Origin of the sequence: Stenotrophomonas forensis, from assembly GCF_028752115.1 — a bacterium.
Classification (GTDB): Bacteria; Pseudomonadota; Gammaproteobacteria; order Xanthomonadales; family Xanthomonadaceae; genus Stenotrophomonas; species Stenotrophomonas forensis.
In genome coordinates, this window is record NZ_CP082270.1 from 4680350 (window position 1) to 4697458 (window position 17109).

A 17109-nucleotide genomic window follows, 5' to 3' on the forward strand; every position below is an offset into this window, starting at 1 on the left:
ATGTTCAACGGGTTACTGCACGCAACCCGCCGCGTCACCGTCGCAGGCCCGCGCCGTCCCCGCCGGCAGCCGGATTCCAGGGTACGTGATGCCGATCGCACGCTGCTCAACGGCTGCCGCCGCCGCATCGACATAGACGGCCCGCGGCAGCACCGCGCCCTGTGCGAGCACTCCAGGACGCATCGCTTCGGGATCAGGTCCATCGCCCACCACGAGAGGGCGGCCATCCGTGCCTACGGCATGGAAATAGGCCGGCGGGCGTCCGATGAAATCGATGGTGTGCGTTCTACCGGCGCTGGTCAGATAGATCGGCAGGGGCTGGGTGCCGATGCCACCGCTGGACCACCAATGGCTGGCACCGGCCAGCACCGGCGCGGTACCCAGCTGGCGGATGTCACCGCCCTGCACCTTCAGGTGGAACCCGTTGTTGCCGGCATCGACGCTGAATGCGCTGCCGTTGAGCGAGGCGAGGGTCAGGGTACCGGCGTTGGTCAGGCTGAAGCCTGCCGGCGACTGGAAATCACCGAGGGTGCCGATGGCATTGGCCACGAACAGTGAGGCATCGCCCAGCATCGTCGGGCCGGCCGCGCGTCCACTGAGCTGGTCAGCCAGCAGGCGGCCACCGGCACCGGCGCGGATCGCACCGGACGACTGCAGCCGCAGCCCGCCCGCCTGCACACTGCCATCGAGCAGCAGATCACCACCGCGCACGTCGAGCAGGCCCTGTGCGCCGGCCTGCACGTTGCCGGTCACCTGCAGCCCCTGCATGGTTTTCAACTCCAGGCCCTGGCTGCCGAAGTCACCGAGCGTGGCGATACGGTTGTCGCCGCGCAGGCTGGCCTTGCCGCCGGCACTGCCCTGCAGGCGTTGTGCGGCCAGCACACCCCCGGTCTGGGTCAGCGTGCCACCACTTGCGAGCTGCAGTACCCCCGCAGCCAGTACATCCTGGCCGAGCTGCAGGTCCTGGCCGCTGCGCAGAGTGATGTTGTTGCCGCGCAGCGCCGCCGGCAACCGCAATGCGCCGCCGGCCTGCAGCTGCAGGTCACCGTTGCCGGTATCGATTGTGCCGCTGGGCAGATCCAGTGCGCCCCCGGCCTGCAGGCGAACCGCTGCGCTGTGGCTGTCGAGCGAACCGATGCGCAGGTCGCCCGCACTGGTCAGATCGATGCCCGCGCCCGCCAGCGACACCGCACCGCGCAGATCGTTGCCAGCCAATCCCAGTGCAATCGATGCATTGCTGCGCAGGTCGGTGCTGCCATCCACGCGCAGCGTGCCGTCCTGATCGATGCCGTTGCTGCCCACCGCCTGCAGGTTACCGCCCACGCGGGTCGTGCCGAAGTGCAGCTGCTGGCTCTGCAGTACCACATTGCCGGTGACATCGGCCGCCGACAGGGTCAGGCGTTGCGCACTGCGTGTAACCAGGCTGTTCGCCGTCACGCCCTGCAGGTGCAGCGGGCCATCGCTGGCCAGTGCCACCTGCCGGCCCTGCACTTCCAAAGCATCTCCGAAGCGGTTGCCACCGGCCTGCAGGTCGATGTCACCGCCAGCGCTCAGCCGGGTCGTGCCTCCTACCTGCGCAGCACCCTGCTGGCGGATGTCGCCGGCACTGGCCAGCGACAGCTGGCCGCTCGCGGCCACATTGCCCAGCAGCAGCGTATCGCCGGTTACGTTGATGTCACCGCCGGACAGGTTGAGCGCGCCGCCGAAACGGTTGCCGGCATTGCCCAGCGCGATGCGCCCGCTGCCTGCATCAACCTGCACTGCGCCGACCGACTGCACGCTGCCACCCACGCCATTGGGCACGGCGACCTGCACGATGTCCGCGTTGCTGCTGGCCAGGGTCAGCGAACCGCTGCTGCGCAGATCGGCCCCCAGGCGCACGCCATCGCGGCCGAACACGCTCACGTTGTTGCCGGCCAGCAGCGCATTGGCCTGCAACGCACCGCCATCGGCGAGCAGGGTCAGGTTGCCGGCGCCGGCATCGATGGCCGGCAGCTGCAGGCCTCCCCCGGCGTGCAGGCGCACATCGGACGGGCCGCCGTTGTTGAGGCGGTCGACCTGCAGATCGCCCGCTGTGCGTAGATCGACACCGTTGCCGTCCAGCCCGACCGCACCCGTGAAACGGTTGTCGGCACGGTCCAGTGCAATGGCGCCCTGCGTGCGCACGTCGCTGCGGCCGCCGACCTGGAGCGCCGCCTGCTGGGAAACACCGCCCAGGCCCGCGCGTGCATCCAGGTTGCCGCTGGCGGACACGCTGTCGAGCAGCAGGCCATCACCGGTGGTGATGGCAATGTTGCCGCCCTGCAGGGCGACGCTGCCATCGAAACGATTGCCGGCCTGATCCAGGCTGATGTCCGAACCGGCCTGGAAGCGGCTGTTGCCCGTCACCTGCAGCGCGTCGGACTGGGTGATCGCAGCGGCGCTGTTGACCTGCAGTGTTCCCTGCACGGAGGTGGCCCCGAGCCGCACGCCGTTACCGACCAGCACGGCATCGCGCGCAGCCTGCAGCTGCTGGATATCCAGTGCCGTGCTGCTGGACAGGGTGATGTCACGGCCCTGTACCTGCAGTGCGCTGCCCAGTTGATTGCCGGTTCCGCCCAGCACGATATCGGTGCTGGCCGTCAGCTGGCTGTTGTTGCCGATCGCCAGGCTCCCACTTCCCTGGCGGATCGCACCCGCGTGTGCGGTCGCCAACAGCGTGCCGCCGATGCTGGCTCCATCCAGCAGCAGGGAGGCCCCTTCGATCGTGGCATTGCCCGCGATGCCGGCGGCACCCAGGCTCAAGTGGCCACCGCTACGCGCGATCAGGCTGTCCGCCGTCACCCCGTGCAGCTGAAGGGGGTCGGTGCTGGCCAATGCCACCTGCCGGCCCTGCACGGCCACGGCATCACCGAAACGGTTGCCCGCGGCCTGCAGGTCGATGTCACCGCCAGCGCTCAGCCGGGTCGTGCCTCCTACCTGCGCAGCACCCTGCTGGCGGATGTCGCCGGCACTGGCCAGCGACAGCTGGCCGCTCGCGGCCACATTGCCCAGCAGCAGCGTATCGCCAGTTACGTTGATGTCACCGCCGGACAGGTTGAGCGCGCCGCCGAAACGGTTGCCGGCATTGCCCAGCGCGATGCGCCCGCTGCCTGCATCAACCTGCACTGCGCCGACCGACTGCACGCTGCCACCCACGCCATTGGGCACGGCGACCTGCACGATGTCCGCGTTGCTGCTGGCCAGGGTCAGCGAACCGCTGCTGCGCAGATCGGCCCCCAGGCGCACGCCATCGCGGCCGAACACGCTCACGTTGTTGCCGGCCAGCAGCGCATTGGCCTGCAACGCACCGCCATCGGCGAGCAGGGTCAGGTTGCCGGCACCGGCATCGATGGCCGGCAGCTGCAGGCCTCCCCCGGCGTGCAGGCGCACATCAGACGGGCCGCCGTTGTTGAGGCGGTCGACCTGCAGATCGCCCGCTGTGCGTAGATCGACACCGTTGCCGTCCAGCCCGACCGCACCCGTGAAACGGTTGTCGGCACGGTCCAGTGCAATGGCGCCCTGCGTGCGCACGTCGCTGCGTCCGCCGACTTCGAGCGCCGCCTGCTGGGAGACACCGCCCAGGCCCGCGCGCGCATCCAGGTTGCCGCGGGCGGACACGCTGTCGAGCAGCAGGCCGTCACGGGCGGTGATGGCAATGTTGCCGCCCTGCAGGGCGACGCTGCCATCGAAGCGATTGCCGGCCTGGTCAAGGCTGATGTCCGAACCGGCCTGGAAGCGGCTGTTGCCCGTCACCTGCAGCGCGTCGGACTGGGTGATCGCAGCGGCGCTGTTCACCTGCAGTGTTCCCTGCACCGAGGTTGCACCGAACCGCACGCCGTTGCCGCTGAGCAGCACGTCACGCGTGGCCTGCAGGTTCTGCAGGTCCAGGGCCGTGCTGCTGGACAGGGTGATGTCGCGGCCCTGCACCTGCAGTGCGCTGCCCAGTTGATTGCCGGTTCCGCCCAGCCCGATATCGGTGCTGGCGGTCAGCTGGCTGTTGTTGCCGATCGCCACGCTGCCACTTCCCTGGCGGATGTCGCCGGCACTCGCGGTAGCCAGCAGCGCGCCGCCGATGCTCACCTGGTCGAACAGCAGGGACGTACCGTCAACGATCGCAGCGCCCGCAACATTGGCATTGGCCAACGACAGCGCGCCCGTGCTGCTGGCATCCAGCGCGGCGGCCGTCACGCCATCCAGTGCCAGGCCCGGCTGCGCGCGGATCCGCACCTGGTTGCCGCTCAACGCGACCTTACCGGCAAAGGTGTTGGCCGTTGTATCCAGCATCAGGTCGCCACCGCTGCCGGCGCTGAAGCTGGCATCGCCACCGACGGTGAGCGTACCGCCCTGGGTGAACCCGGTGCCGCTGCTGACGCCAAGCCGGCCACTGGTGCGGAGCGCCTGCGCGATCACGCTTGACCCCTTGAGTTCGAGATTGGCCAGCCCCGCGCCGGGCGTGGTACCCGCACCGGACTGCAGTTCAAGCGCGCCGTGCGCATTGAGCGCCAGGCTGCTGCGGCCATCGCTGCTGCCGTCGATACGACCGGCCAACAGGTTGCCGTTGTTGCTGCGGATGCTGAACACCCGGGGGGTGTTCGCCACCAGGTTGACGTTGCCCAGGCGGATCGCGCCGTCGGCGGTGATGTTGCCGCCGAGCTGGAGCGGACCCGCACCACGGCTGTCGAGGCTGGCGAGCGCCTGATTGCCGCCCACGTCACCGGCAAACACTACGTTGAGCCCGCTTGTGAGCGTCAGTGCGTATCCACCATCGATGCGCCCCCGAAAACTGATCTGGCCAAGCTGGCTGTCCAGCACGCTGTCGCGGGTCAGCGCCACATCGCCCTGGAAGTACTGCAGGCCGATGCTCCTGCCGCTGGCGGGAAGCTGCACGACATCAGCCGTCGCAATCAGGCTGTCCACATCGAAATCGGAGAACGCCAGCGTGCCGGCAGCAGAGATGTAGCTGCCGCGGCCCTTCAGTGACACCGTGTCGCCAAACCGGTTCACCGGCCGGCCCATGCCGTCGGTCCTGTCGAGGTTGACGGCGCCGCCGGCATCGATATGGGTGGTGCCGCCGACGTCCAGCATGCTGCCCGCGGCCTGCTGCAGCCCGCCGGTGAGATCCAGCCGCAGGTTCTCCGTCAGCGTGCTGTTGCCCAACAGCAGATCGCCCGCGCGTAGTTGGGCACTTCTGCCCGCCAGGGCGACCTCGCCACCGAAGCGATTGCCTGCATCGATCAGATTGATGTTCCCCGCACTCCGGAACCAGGCCCGGCCATCGACCTGGTAGCTGCCGGCCTGGACCAGGCTGATCGCGGAGTCGATGCTGAGGTTGCGCTTGCTGACGATGCCTCGACCGTTGAACAGAAGCCCGGTGATGCTGACATCGGCGGCATTGATGTTGCCGTTGACCTGGATCTGGCCGCCAGTAGTCAGTGCCAGGTTGTAACCACCGGCGGTGTTGCTGGAGATGCCGTCGGTGGTGAGGGCGCCGCCGCCAGTGCTGATCAGCTGCGTGTTGCCGTCCAGCACCACGTTGCCCTGCAGCAGGATATCGCCGGTGCTGGTGAGGCGGCTGCCCAGCACGATGGTATCGGCGCGACCGTGCAGGCGACCCACCACCCCGGCTCCTCCCACCTCGCCGCCGATCGTGAGCTGGCGTGCACTCAGATTCAGACCGCCACCGTCACCGTCGACCGTTCCGCCGAGTGTGAGGCTCCCGATGAGCGAGGTCAGGCTGCGCTCACCGTACACGCGCACCGGGCCAGAGAACCCGAGCGTGCCCAGCGTGCTGACATCGCCGAACAGGCGCGCACCGCTACCGGCGCTGACATTGAGACCCTGCAGCGCGGTGCTGCCACCAATGGCACCGGAGAACGTGGCCATTCCGCTGGCGTCGACGCCCAGCTGGTAGCTGCCATCGACGGTGCCGTCGAACAGGATCGTCCCGCCCTGCAGCGTCGCGTTGCCCTGCAGTGTCACCGCCGACCGATAGGCCTGGTCACCGGACGTGGTGATCGTACCGCTCAGGCCAAGGCTGCCGCCCTGCGCATCCAGGCTGCGCGCGTCGATATCGCCCAGGTTCAGTGCACCGATGCCGACCAGACTGACATCGGCTCCTTTCGCGCTGACCCGGTTGCCGAAACTGTTGCCGGCATGGGTCAGGGTGATATTGCCCGTAGCTGCGTCGAGCGTGGTATTGCCACCTACCGACAGCGCCCCGCTGTTCGCCAGGCTGGTCGAGGTGGCCAGGGTCAGGTCGGTACCGACATGGCCACCAACGCGGCTGATGGCATTGCTCGCCTGTCCCAGGGTCACTCGGCCCTGCGTATCCAGTTGCAGCGCGCCCTCCAGCGAACCCGCGGTCTGGGTGATGTTGTTCGCGTCGATTCCGATCGAGTCTGCCTTGATCGAGCCTGACAGCACCACGTCGCCGTTGATGCCGCCATTCAAGTTCACGGTCGTGGCGTCGATGCTGCCGCCGGTCATCTGGACGGCGACCGGCCCCCCCATGACAGCCGATCCCACCGTGGACATCGCCGTGGCCGTAACGATGGCGTTGTTGATCGCCACCGGTGCAGAACTGCGGATGGTCAGGCTGCCGTCGCTGGCATCGATGGCGTTGGCGATGATCGTGCCGCCCGCGTTGATGCCGGTAGCGGACAGACCCGGTCCCATCAATGCCGTCATGCTGATGTTGCGTGCACTGAGGGTGCCGACGTTGCTGATGCCGGTTCCTGCGATGCCACTCGCTGCGGTGGTGACGAACGCCAGGCTTGGCATGCCGGCCGATGACACACCGGTCACCGCGGTCACCGCACCGGCCGCCACCAGATCGATGTTGCCCAGCGGTGCGGCGATGTAACCGTTGTTGAACACCGAGCCACCGACCAGGCTGATCCCGCCGGCCGTAGCCGTCAGCGTACCTCCCAGGTTGCTGACCGCGGCACCGGCCCCTGCGCCGCCCAATTCGAAACTGGGCGGCAACCCACCACCATCCAGCGGAATCCCCTGTGCGCCGGGCGTCAGAGTGCTGGCCAGCAACCCGCCCACGTTGACGCTGGCAGTGCCGGTGAAGGTGATGCCCGCCGGATTGAGCAGGAATACCTGCCCGTTGGACAGCAGCTGGCCGCTGATGATGCTCGCCGACGAGCCGGTCACCAGGTTGATGGCCGTCGACCTCGAGCCCGCCGCCTGATCGAACCTGACCGTGTTGCTTGAGCCGATGTTGAAGCTGCTCCACTGGAACAGCGCAGACTGTGTGAACTGGGTGACCGTCATGGTGCTGCCATTGACGTTGATCGTTCCCGAGCCCGCGACGATGCTGCCATTCTGCGGCAGCGTCTGCGCGGTGGCCTGCAGGCTGCCGGTCAGCAGCAGCGCCGCGGTCAACGGTGCCAGCCAAAGGGGAGTGCGTGATCGCTCCGGGACGCAACGACGTGGCCCGCGCGCGAGCTCCGCAGCGACCTGCACCTGGCCCAGCGAAGGATTGAAGACGAGTCGGTAGATACGGTTCATGGTCGCTCCTCAGAAGGTCAGGCCAAGCCGCGCATACACGCGGACATCGCGGCCGTCACCCGGTCGCAGGGCGCTGGTCGGCTTGGCCGCCGCCACGCGCAGTTCCAGGTTCTTCCACTGGCGCAGGCGGAAGGTCGCGCCCATTCCCACCGATGCCAGGTCGGCCGGTGCCTCCAGCCCATCAACATCGAACACCCGTGCCTGGTCGGCGAACACATCCAGCTCCAGCACTTCGCGCCATGGCACGCCGCGGAACGGCGAGGCCACATCGCCGAATCCCGGCGCGTCGACGTGGTACTCCAGCGCCCCGTACCAGCCACGATCGCCCAGGGTCTCGCCCTGCGCGTATCCCCGCACGCTGTCGTTGCCACCGACCTGGAACTGCTCCAGTGCCGGCAACGAGTTGTTGCTGTACTGGCCATTGAACTTGAACAGCAGGCGCTGGCTGCGGCTGAGGTACTGCAGCCGCAGCAGGCCCAGACGCACCACGTTGAACCGGCTGTCACGGGTCGGGTTGATCGCATCGAAGTCGGCCGAGCGATCGCGCAGCGACTGGCGCACGCTCAACTGCGCCAGGTTGATGCCATGCCAGCGTGCATCGTTGTGGCGCACGCTGGCCCCCACCTCGGCCACATCGTATTTCTGCTTGGAAAGAACCAGCCCCAGCGCTTCAAAGCGCGAGCTTTCGCGGATGTAGCGCGCCGAGCTGGTCACCTGCAGATCGGGCCGGTTGATGAACTTCCAGTCGGCACCTGCATAGGCCTGCGACGCCGGTCCCTTGAGCTTGAAGCCGCGCAGGATGCCGTCGTCCACCTCCAGCTCGCTGCGGTTGGCACCGACCAGCACCGACAGTCCCTGCACCGCCTGCAATGGCACGCTGTAGGACAGTGCGCCGGCACGGCTGGCCTGTGGATCGAATGCATACGTGCCACTGGCGGCGAACACATCGCCCAGGCCCAGTGGGCTGTTCCAGGTCACACCCAGCTGGGCACGGCCGCGCCCGGTCAACGCGGTGCCATGGTTGTCCACGCTGGTGCTGATCTCGTAGGGCCGGCCGCTTTCACGCGCGACCAGCACCAGGTCGGTTTCACCGACGTTCTCGCCAGGTTGCAGCACCGAGGAAACGGAAACCCCCGGCAGGTCACGCGCGTACAGCAACGCGCTGTCGATGTCGGCCTGGCGCAACGGCTGCCCACGCAGGCGTTCGGCCACGTTGCTGAGCGTATGGCTGCGGTAACGCTGGTTGCCCTGCACCACCACCTTGCCGATGCGGCCTTCCAGCACGCGCACTTCGATGCGGCCTTCGGCATCGAGCTTCTGCGGCGGCAGGTAAGCGACGCTGACCAGGAAACCCGCCTTGCGATAGGCCGCCGTCACCGCGTCCGCCGCCCCCTGCAACTGGGCGAAGTCCAGCACCGCCACGTCGGCGCCCTGCGCAATACGCGCGAAGTACGCATCCAGCACAGCCTGGACGTGGGCGGGCGTGATGCCTCGTTGTGGATGCTCACCGACGTCGCTGGCGCGGAAACCGCGCACCTGCAGAGTCTGGCTGCCGGTACGCGCGGCCATGTCGGGCAACCGGGTGTCCGCTGGCCCGTCGGCCGGCGGGGCCGCCGCCGCAACAGGCAATGCTGCAGACAGCAGCAACGCGAACGACGAACGCTTCAACGGCATCAAGATGTCCTCCAATGACGGCAGATGTCCAAGGCAACGGACAACGCTCCGCCAGTCCCCGGGCGGAGTGCATGAAAAAGACAGGCGCAGCAGAACGCGCTGGCAGCCAGCAGGCGATCCGCCCACGGCCCAGACATGCATGCACCTCAACAACCCCGCGCGGAGGATGCCACAAAGAATGAACGGCGACGCGTGCCGTTCGTAACCGTTCGTCGGACACGCCCCTGCAGGGCCGATGTCGACGGCACATGGATCGATCTGAATGCTCGTGCGCCACTCAGGGCCCACAAAAGATGACGCCGGCGCGCATCCTGCGGCCGGCGTCGGGTCCCCTCCCCGGGAACGCTTGAATCAGCGTGTGTGGATCAGCGGATGACCAGCACCGGCAGCGTGCTGCGTGCCAGCACTTCGGCGGTCTGGCTGCCCAGCAGCACGCGGGTGACGCCACGGCGGCCATGCGAGGTCATCACGATCAGGTCGCTGTTGCGCTCGCCCGCCGTCTCGATGATGCCGTCGGCGGCGTAGCGGTCCAATACGTGCACCGGGTTGGCGGTGATGCCCTGCTCGGCCGCCTTGGCCAGCGCCGGCTGCAGCACCTTCTGTGCGCCTTCCTCGCGGTCGGCCTTGTACTCGGGGCTGTTCATATAGCCCACGCTCCAGCCCATGGCGTCGTACATGCCGACGGCCCACGGCTCGGAAACGGTCACGATATCGACCTCGGCATTGAGGTCCTTGGCCAGCTCCAGGCCCTTGGCCAGGCCCTTGTCGGCCAGCTCGGACCCGTCGGTGGCAATCAGGATGCGCTTGTACATGGTGGGGCTCCGTAGCGATCTGCCAGATGGGAACGACACCATTGCACACCGGATGTGCAGGCCGCGCCTTGAGCAGGATCAATCCGGCGCCGCGCAGCGGCGTGTGCGCATCGCCCGCTTGCACGCGCCGGTCAGTGCGGCGCATGCTCGGCGGGCGGCGCACTGCCGCGCTCAAGGACGACCGACATGCAGGACAACAAACCGCCCGCCTGGAGTTCCCAGAAGTCCATCCTGGTCGCCGCGATCATCGCCTTGGCGGTGCTGTTCGGCGGCTACCAGATCGGCAAGGACATGGCGCTGCGCGACAACGCGCGGCAGGCGGCCGGCCGCTAACGGGCTGCCGTAGAGTCGAGCTTGCTCGACTGCTTTCTTTGCGGGTAGAAGCAGTCGAGCAAGCTCGACTCTACCGTTGCTTTGTTCAGGCGATCTGCACCACGCGTGCGTTCTGGCACAGCGGGTAGCTGGCCACGAATCCAGCGATCGCGTCACGCATTGCCTCGAACGATTCGCCATACATGTACAGCGCGGTCTCGGTCGGGCCCTGCCACCAGCTGCAGATCTCGCCCAGGCCGTCGATGCTCTCCGACAGCTGTTCGAACACGTGGTTGGAATCGCACTGCTCGTAGACTTCGTCCGGCAGGGTCAGCCCGTCCAGGTAGATGCCCAGGCCTTCGGTCACGCCGAAGCTGCGGTCAGCCTCGCCTGCGCCCTGCAGCTGCGAACCCTTCGGTGCACCCAGCTGCTCCAGCAGATCGATCAGCTTCGGTACACCGGCTGCATCGACCAGCGCCACTTCGATATCGCCGTACTCGACCTCACCCAGGTCGGACATCGCGGTCCCGCCGCCGGTCAGCTCGCCCACCTGGGCCGCCTGCAGCAGCGCATCGAGCGGATCCTCGAACAGTTCATGGCGGTGCTCCGGCTGCAGCCGGGCGTTCAACTTCACGGTGACGTGCAGCGTGGGTTCGGTCATGGGGGCGTTCCTGGAAGATGTCAGGCCCCATTGTAGAGTCCAAGGTAGCGGCAGGAGCCGCTGCCAACGTCGCTTGCGACGGCCCGAAGGGTGCCGGTCAGGACGACCGGCATAGCTTGCTCGACTGCCTTCCCGCCAGAAGCAGCCGAGCATGGCTCGGCTCTACAGGCTTCCCGCCCCCTGACGGTGATCAGATCACCGTCAGGTTGGCATACGCCATCACCAGCCACTTGCTGCCGGCGTCGGCGAATTCGACCTGAACGCGCGCGTGGGCGCCGCTGCCTTCGTAGTCGGTCACCATGCCTTCGCCGAACTTGGGATGGGTGACCAGTGCGCCGAGCTTGAGCGGCGGTGCCTCGATCGAAGCATGGCCCATCACCCGGCTGCTGCCCAACGAGGCCGGCCGCGAGACCTGCACCTTCGGGCGGACTTCGTGCAGCAGCTCGCGTGGGATCTCGCGCAGGAAGCGCGAGGGCAGGCTGTAGTTGTCCTGGCCGTGGATGCGGCGCGATTCGGCGTAGCTCAGCACCAGCTTCTGGCGCGCACGGGTGATGCCCACGTAGGCCAGGCGGCGCTCTTCTTCCAGCCGACCGCTTTCCTCCAGCGAGCGTGCACTGGGGAACAGGCCTTCTTCCAGGCCGGCCAGGAACACCAGCGGGAATTCCAGGCCCTTGGCCGAGTGCAGGGTCATCAGCTGCACGCCGTCCTCGCCCGCCTGCGCCTGGCCCTCACCGGCCTCCAGCGCGGCATAGGCCAGGAACGCGACCAGCTCGTCCATGTCCTCGCCCACTTCCTCGATGTCGTCGGCGCGGCGCACGAAGCGCGAGGCCACCGAGACCAGTTCGTCGAGGTTGTCGGTGCGCGATTCCGAATCCAGCGCGTTGCGGCTTTCCTTGCTCCAGTGCTCGCGCAGCTGCGAGCGGGCCAGCACGTGGTCCACGCGCTCGGCCAGGGTCATGTGCAGGGTCTGCGCCTGTAGCTCGTTGACCAGCACCAGGAAGCCGGCCAGCGCATTGCGCGCACGTGCGGCCAGCGCGCTGCCCTGGGTGACCAGCATGGTCGCTTCCCACAGCGAGATACCCTGCGCGCGCGCCTCGCGGCGCACTTCGTCCAGCGTGCGGTCGCCGATGCCACGGGTGGGCGTGTTGACCGCGCGCTCGAACGCCGCGTCATCGTTGCGGTTGGACAGCAGGCGCAGGTAGGCCAGTGCGTCCTTGATTTCGGCACGCTCGAAGAAGCGCATGCCGCCGTACACGCGGTACGGCACCTGTTCGCTCAGCAGCGCTTCTTCCAGCGCGCGCGACTGCGCGTTGCTGCGGTAGAGCACGGCCACTTCGGTATAGCTGCCACCGTCGCGCACCCACTGGCGCGCGCGCTCGACGATATAGCGCGCTTCGTCCATCTCGTTGTACGCGGCATACAGGTCGATCGGCTCGCCGTCGCCGCTGTCGGTCCACAGCTGCTTGCCGATGCGGTCGGGGTTGTGCGCGATCACCGCGTTGGCGGCGCCGAGGATGTTGGCGGTGGAGCGGTAGTTCTGTTCCAGGCGGATGGTCTGCGCGCCCGGGAAGTCACGCAGGAAGCCCTGCACGTTCTCCACCTTGGCACCGCGCCAGCCATAGATGGCCTGGTCGTCGTCACCGACCACGAACACGTGGCCGGAATCACCGGCCAGCACGCGCACGAAGGCGTACTGGATGGCGTTGGTGTCCTGGAACTCGTCCACCAGGATCTCGCGGAAGCGGGCACGGTAATGCGACAGCAACGCCGGGTTGTCGCGCAGCAGCTCATGCGCGCGCAGCAGCAGCTCGGCGAAGTCGACCAGGCCGGCGCGGTCGCAGCGTGCCTGGTACTCGATATATGCCTGGCGCATGGTTTCCAGCCACGCGTCGTTCGGTTCGGGCTGGATGTGCTGCGGGCGGCGGCCTTCGTCCTTCTGCGCGTTGATCCACCACGCGATCTGCTTGGCCGGATACTTGCCGTCGTCCAGTTCCAGCGCCTGCACCACGCGCTTGACCAGCCGCAGCTGGTCGTCCGAATCCATCACCTGGAAGCCTTCGGGCAGCTTCGCGTCCTGCCAGTGCAGGCGCAGCAGGCGGTTGGCCAGGCCGTGGAAGGTGCCGATCCACATGCCGCGGCTGCCGTTGGGCAGCTGCGCGTCGATGCGGTGGCGCATTTCGCCGGCCGCCTTGTTGGTGAAGGTCACCGCGAAAATGCCGTGGGTCGGCACGCCATCGACTTCATGCAGCCAGGCGATGCGGTGGGTGAGTACGCGGGTCTTGCCGGAACCGGCACCGGCCAGCACCAGGTGGTGGCCGGGGGGAGCGGAGACGGCTTCGCGCTGGGCCGGGTTCAGGCCATCAAGCAGGTGGGAGACATCCATGCCCCCATTTTACGGCATCGCCGTCGCGGCTCCTGCGACCACCTGGGTGGCCAGTGCGTGCGCCTGCTGACGCAGTTCAGGCACGGCCAGGCTTTCCCACAAGCTGCCGATGCGCAGGCTGCCGAGCACGCCCAATCGTGCCTGTGGCTGGCCGCCGGTGGCACACAGGCGATCACCCGGCACCGTGCTGTCCAGGCCCAGCCCGTGCGGGCCAGGGCGGGCCAGCCCATCGGCCTGCAGCTGCTGCAGCAACGGATTGCGCAGCGCGCTGGCACGGGTTTCCACGCCGGTGGCGTTGATCACCCCGCCGATCGTCCACTGCTGTTCATTGCCCGAGGCATCGCGGCCGGACAGCTGCACCGCGCCGCCCTCGCGCCAGACGCGTTGCAGGCGGCTGCGGTGAATGCGCAGCTGGCCGCTGTCCTGCAGCGCCTGCAACTGCGAATCCACTTCTTCGGCGATGCGATGGCGATGCACGTCCCAATAGCGCACCACATGGCGCAGGAAGCGGCGCTGGTCGGCCTCATCGAGGCTGCACCACAGTGCCTGCCCGTGCGGACGGATGCGGTCCATCACGCCCTGCCACGGCATGCCTTCGGCCTGTGCCTGCCCGGCAAACTGGCGCAACGCACGCAGGCGCTGGCGCAGGTTCATCGGCAGCAGCGTGGCCGGGTCGAAGCTCGGCATGCCGCCGTGCGCGTGCGGCAACGGCAGCAGGCCATGGCGCGAGATCACGTGCAGCGGTCCGCTGTGGCCAGCGGCGACCAGCGCCAGCACGGTGTCGGCCATGCTCAGGCCAGACCCGACAATAGCCACGGCCTGCTCGCCGGCCAGGGTGCGTACGCCGTCGTAGTCCCAGGCCTCGATCACGTCATCGGCAGGCAGCGCATCGGCGCCGGTCACCGGCATCGGGCGCATGCTGTTACCGGTGGCCAGCACCGCCTGTGCGGCGTGCAGCGTCTGGCCATCGCCCAGCTGCAGTTGGTAACCATGGTCATCCGGCTGCAGGCCCAGCACCGGCTGCGCGATCACCTGCAGCTGCGCCGGGCTTGCCGCGGCGGCATCCTGCAGGCGCTGCTGCAGGTAGGCGGCGAAGTAGTGGCGGCACACGTAGCGCTCGCCCAGCACCTCGCGCGCCTCGCCCGGGTAGGCGTTGGCGGCCATCAGGTAGTCGAGGAAATCGCCGGGCGCGTCGGCAAACGCGCTCATCTTCGCCGCCGGCACGTTCAGCAGATGCTCCGGCCACGGCGTGGCATAGGCGATGCCTTGCGCCAGCTGCGAGGCCGGCTCGAAGATGGCCAGCGCCAGCGGCGCACGGGCCTGGCGCAATACCTGGATCGCCACCAGCACCCCGGCCGCACCACCACCGATGATCGCCAGGTCCAGTTCGCCATTACGCGGTGAATCAGTCATGGGCCGATTGTAGGCCATCGGCGATGACAGGCCGGCGTGCCGAAGCGGGCGGTTACTGCGGCCTCACATCAACGCATCGGCCAGGCGTGCGATGCCTTCGCGGCTGCGCCGCCACGTCGGGCGGCTGCGCCACTGCTGCAGGTCCAGCTGCCGCGACTCCCGCAGGTAGCCGTCCTCGATCGCGCACAGCTGCTGGACCAGCGCGCGGTCGTAGCAGATCAGGCCGATTTCGGCATTCAGCGCGAACGAGCGGATATCCATGTTGATCGAGCCAAGCACGGCGATGTCCTCGTCCACGCTCATGTGCTTGGCGTGCAGGAACTGCGGTTCGTACAGGGCGATGCGCACGCCACAGCGCAGCAGCTCGTCGTAGTACGCCTCCTGCGCCCACGAGGTCAGCCGCTGGTTGTTGCTGGCCGACAGGATCAGCTGCACCTGCACGCCGGACAACGCCGCGATGCGCAGCGCGCTCAGCGTGGCTTCGTCGGGCACGAAGTACGGGGTGACCATCACCAGCCGGCGCCGCGCCAGGTGGATCAGTGCTGCCACCGCATCGCGCGCGTTGCTGTACGGATAGGCCGGGCCGCTGGGCAGCAGCTGGGTGGCGATGTCATCGCTGCACTCGGGCACATCGGCGATCACATCCAGGCGCTGGCCGGTTTCCATGTACCAGTCGCTGGCGAACACCGCTTCCAGGTGCGCCACCGCCGGGCCACGCACGCGCGCCACCAGCTCGCGGTTCGGGTGGCCGGGCACGAACCCGGGGCCGGCCAGGTTCTGCGAACCAACGTAGGCCACCTCGTTGTCGATCACTGCGATCTTGCGGTGGTTGCGCAGGTCCATGCGCCCGCTGCGCCGCCAGCGCAGGCCACCGGGCAGCATCGCGCGCACTTCGATGTCGCGCGCTTGCAGGCGCTTGCGGTAGGCGCGCAGGCCGCGCTTGGCGCCCACCGCATCGAGCAGCACGCGGCACTGCACGCCGCGCGCGGCCGCACGCTGCAGCGCCTCGACCACCGCCTCGCCCACCGCGTCGTCGAACATCAGGTAGTACAGCAGGTGCACGCGATCTTCGGCCTGGTCGATGTCGGCGATCAGCGTGTGCAACGATTCGTCGTAGTCGGTCAGCAGGTCCACCGCGTTGCCGTGCACCGGCATGAAATCGCCCTGGCGCTGCACCAGCGGCACGATCTCGGCGCAGGCGGTGTCCGGTTGCGGGGTCCAGCGCAGGCGGTGCTGCAGCGCCTGCTCCTCGCGGATCACCTGCGAGGCCTCGGCCTGGCGGCGGATGCGCTCGCGCGACAGCCACGGGTGGCCGAACAGCAGGTACAGCGGCAGGCCCAGCAGCGGCACGAAGCCGACCAGCAGCAGCCAGCTGCGCGCCGCCCCCGGTGTGGTGCGGGTGGGGATCCAGCACAGCGCGACCAGCCGGATCAGCCAGTCGATCAGCAGCAGGTACGAACCCAGCAACCACTCGAACAGCATCGCGTCGCCCGTCGGGAGGTGATGGGCCATTCTGCCCAGCAGGGTGTGTAGAGTCGAGCTTGCTCGACTGCTTTGAACCAGCGTGCCGACCAAGGTCGACACCTACCGGGTGTGGGGGACAGTGTGCCGACCAAGGTCGACACCTACCGGGTGTGGGGACAGCGTGCCGACCAAGGTCGGCACCCACCACGGCAATGCAGGAAGTACCCACCACCTGGATGCCAGGCATGAAAAAACCCGCCACAAGGGCGGGTTTCTTCGCGGGGACCAGCAATCCTTGCGGATTACTTGATCTTGCCTTCCTTGTACGGGACGTGCTTGCGCACGACCGGATCGTACTTGGAGAATTCCATCTTCCCCGGGGTGTTCTTCTTGTTCTTGTCAGTCGTGTAGAAGTGACCGGTACCGGCGGTCGAAATCATACGGACCTTATCGCGCTTGCCTGCCATGATCGTCTACTCCTCAGACCTTTTCGCCGCGCGCACGCAGCTCAGCCAGAACGGAATCAATGCCGTTCTTGTCGATGGTGCGCAGTGCATGCGCGGAAACACGAAGCTTCACCCAGCGGTTCTCGCTGGCAACCCAGAAGCGGCGCTCGTGCAGGTTGGGCAGGAAACGACGACGGGTCTTGTTGTTGGCGTGCGAGACGTTGTTACCGGTCTGCACTCGCTTGCCGGAAACCTGGCATACGCGGGACATGGCGCACCTCGATAGTAAGTTGTGTCAGCCCGTAGCCCGGGAGACGGCGGCCTCGGTGGTTGCCCACCACACGTCAAGAGAATCAAAGGGTTACGCTGGCGTTGGGCGGCCGGGGACATGCTCCCGGGGGCGCCGCC

Annotated in this window: 10 protein-coding genes; 1 reads left to right on the plus strand and 9 read right to left on the minus strand. The window is 67.7% G+C overall.

The window, feature by feature from the left end; all coding sequences use genetic code 11:
* Positions 1 to 12 precede the first annotated feature (12 nt).
* From K5L94_RS21390 to K5L94_RS21400, 3 genes are all read right to left on the minus strand, one after another.
* Positions 13 to 7536 (minus strand): two-partner secretion domain-containing protein, encoded by a 7524-nt coding sequence (locus tag K5L94_RS21390; protein WP_274511336.1) that lies wholly within the window; start codon positions 7534 to 7536, stop codon positions 13 to 15.
* Between the two features lie 9 nt (positions 7537 to 7545).
* A complete protein-coding gene (locus K5L94_RS21395) occupies positions 7546 to 9210 on the minus strand; it encodes a ShlB/FhaC/HecB family hemolysin secretion/activation protein (protein ID WP_425507573.1) in 1665 nt (554 codons plus the stop codon).
* Positions 9211 to 9575: 365 nt separating this feature from the next.
* Positions 9576 to 10022 carry a universal stress protein gene (locus K5L94_RS21400; protein ID WP_005411629.1) on the minus strand — a complete coding sequence of 149 codons (447 nt, stop codon included), beginning with the start codon at positions 10020 to 10022 and terminating at the stop codon, positions 9576 to 9578.
* Between the two features lie 186 nt (positions 10023 to 10208).
* Between K5L94_RS21400 and K5L94_RS21405 the strand changes: the two genes are divergently transcribed.
* Complete coding sequence (locus K5L94_RS21405; protein WP_166671571.1) at positions 10209 to 10355, plus strand: hypothetical protein; 147 nt, start codon at positions 10209 to 10211, stop codon at positions 10353 to 10355.
* Between the two features lie 85 nt (positions 10356 to 10440).
* On the opposite strand, the gene K5L94_RS21410 is transcribed toward K5L94_RS21405, so the two are convergent.
* From K5L94_RS21410 to rpmB, 6 genes are all read right to left on the minus strand, one after another.
* On the minus strand, positions 10441 to 10995 hold the full coding sequence (locus K5L94_RS21410) for a hypothetical protein (RefSeq protein WP_274511337.1): 555 nt from the start codon (positions 10993 to 10995) through the stop codon (positions 10441 to 10443).
* 190 nt (positions 10996 to 11185) lie between these two features.
* Positions 11186 to 13378 (minus strand): DNA helicase II, encoded by a 2193-nt coding sequence (uvrD, locus tag K5L94_RS21415; protein ID WP_053451155.1) that lies wholly within the window; start codon positions 13376 to 13378, stop codon positions 11186 to 11188.
* 9 nt (positions 13379 to 13387) lie between these two features.
* Positions 13388 to 14809 carry an FAD/NAD(P)-binding protein gene (locus K5L94_RS21420; protein ID WP_274511338.1) on the minus strand — a complete coding sequence of 474 codons (1422 nt, stop codon included), beginning with the start codon at positions 14807 to 14809 and terminating at the stop codon, positions 13388 to 13390.
* A 45-nt stretch (positions 14810 to 14854) separates the two neighbouring features.
* Positions 14855 to 16273, minus strand: coding sequence for a cardiolipin synthase (cls, locus tag K5L94_RS21425; protein WP_053451157.1), 1419 nt, complete (start codon positions 16271 to 16273; stop codon positions 14855 to 14857).
* 284 nt (positions 16274 to 16557) lie between these two features.
* The gene (rpmG, locus tag K5L94_RS21430) at positions 16558 to 16725 is read right to left on the minus strand and encodes a 50S ribosomal protein L33 (RefSeq protein ID WP_170272460.1); all 168 of its coding nucleotides are present in this window, start codon (positions 16723 to 16725) and stop codon (positions 16558 to 16560) included.
* Positions 16726 to 16735: 10 nt separating this feature from the next.
* On the minus strand, positions 16736 to 16972 hold the full coding sequence (gene rpmB, locus K5L94_RS21435; RefSeq protein WP_005411638.1) for a 50S ribosomal protein L28: 237 nt from the start codon (positions 16970 to 16972) through the stop codon (positions 16736 to 16738).
* Positions 16973 to 17109: the final 137 nt, after the last annotated feature.

Coding starts and splice junctions, on each gene's coding strand:
- K5L94_RS21420 (WP_274511338.1), bottom strand. CDS start 14,809: ATGGCCTACAATCGGCCCATGACTGATTCACCGCGTAATGGCGAACTG.
- cls (WP_053451157.1), bottom strand. CDS start 16,273: ATGCTGTTCGAGTGGTTGCTGGGTTCGTACCTGCTGCTGATCGACTGG.
- K5L94_RS21390 (WP_274511336.1), bottom strand. CDS start 7,536: ATGAACCGTATCTACCGACTCGTCTTCAATCCTTCGCTGGGCCAGGTG.
- K5L94_RS21395 (WP_425507573.1), bottom strand. CDS start 9,210: ATGCCGTTGAAGCGTTCGTCGTTCGCGTTGCTGCTGTCTGCAGCATTG.
- K5L94_RS21400 (WP_005411629.1), bottom strand. CDS start 10,022: ATGTACAAGCGCATCCTGATTGCCACCGACGGGTCCGAGCTGGCCGAC.
- uvrD (WP_053451155.1), bottom strand. CDS start 13,378: ATGGATGTCTCCCACCTGCTTGATGGCCTGAACCCGGCCCAGCGCGAA.
- K5L94_RS21410 (WP_274511337.1), bottom strand. CDS start 10,995: ATGACCGAACCCACGCTGCACGTCACCGTGAAGTTGAACGCCCGGCTG.
- rpmB (WP_005411638.1), bottom strand. CDS start 16,972: ATGTCCCGCGTATGCCAGGTTTCCGGCAAGCGAGTGCAGACCGGTAAC.
- K5L94_RS21405 (WP_166671571.1), top strand. CDS start 10,209: ATGCAGGACAACAAACCGCCCGCCTGGAGTTCCCAGAAGTCCATCCTG.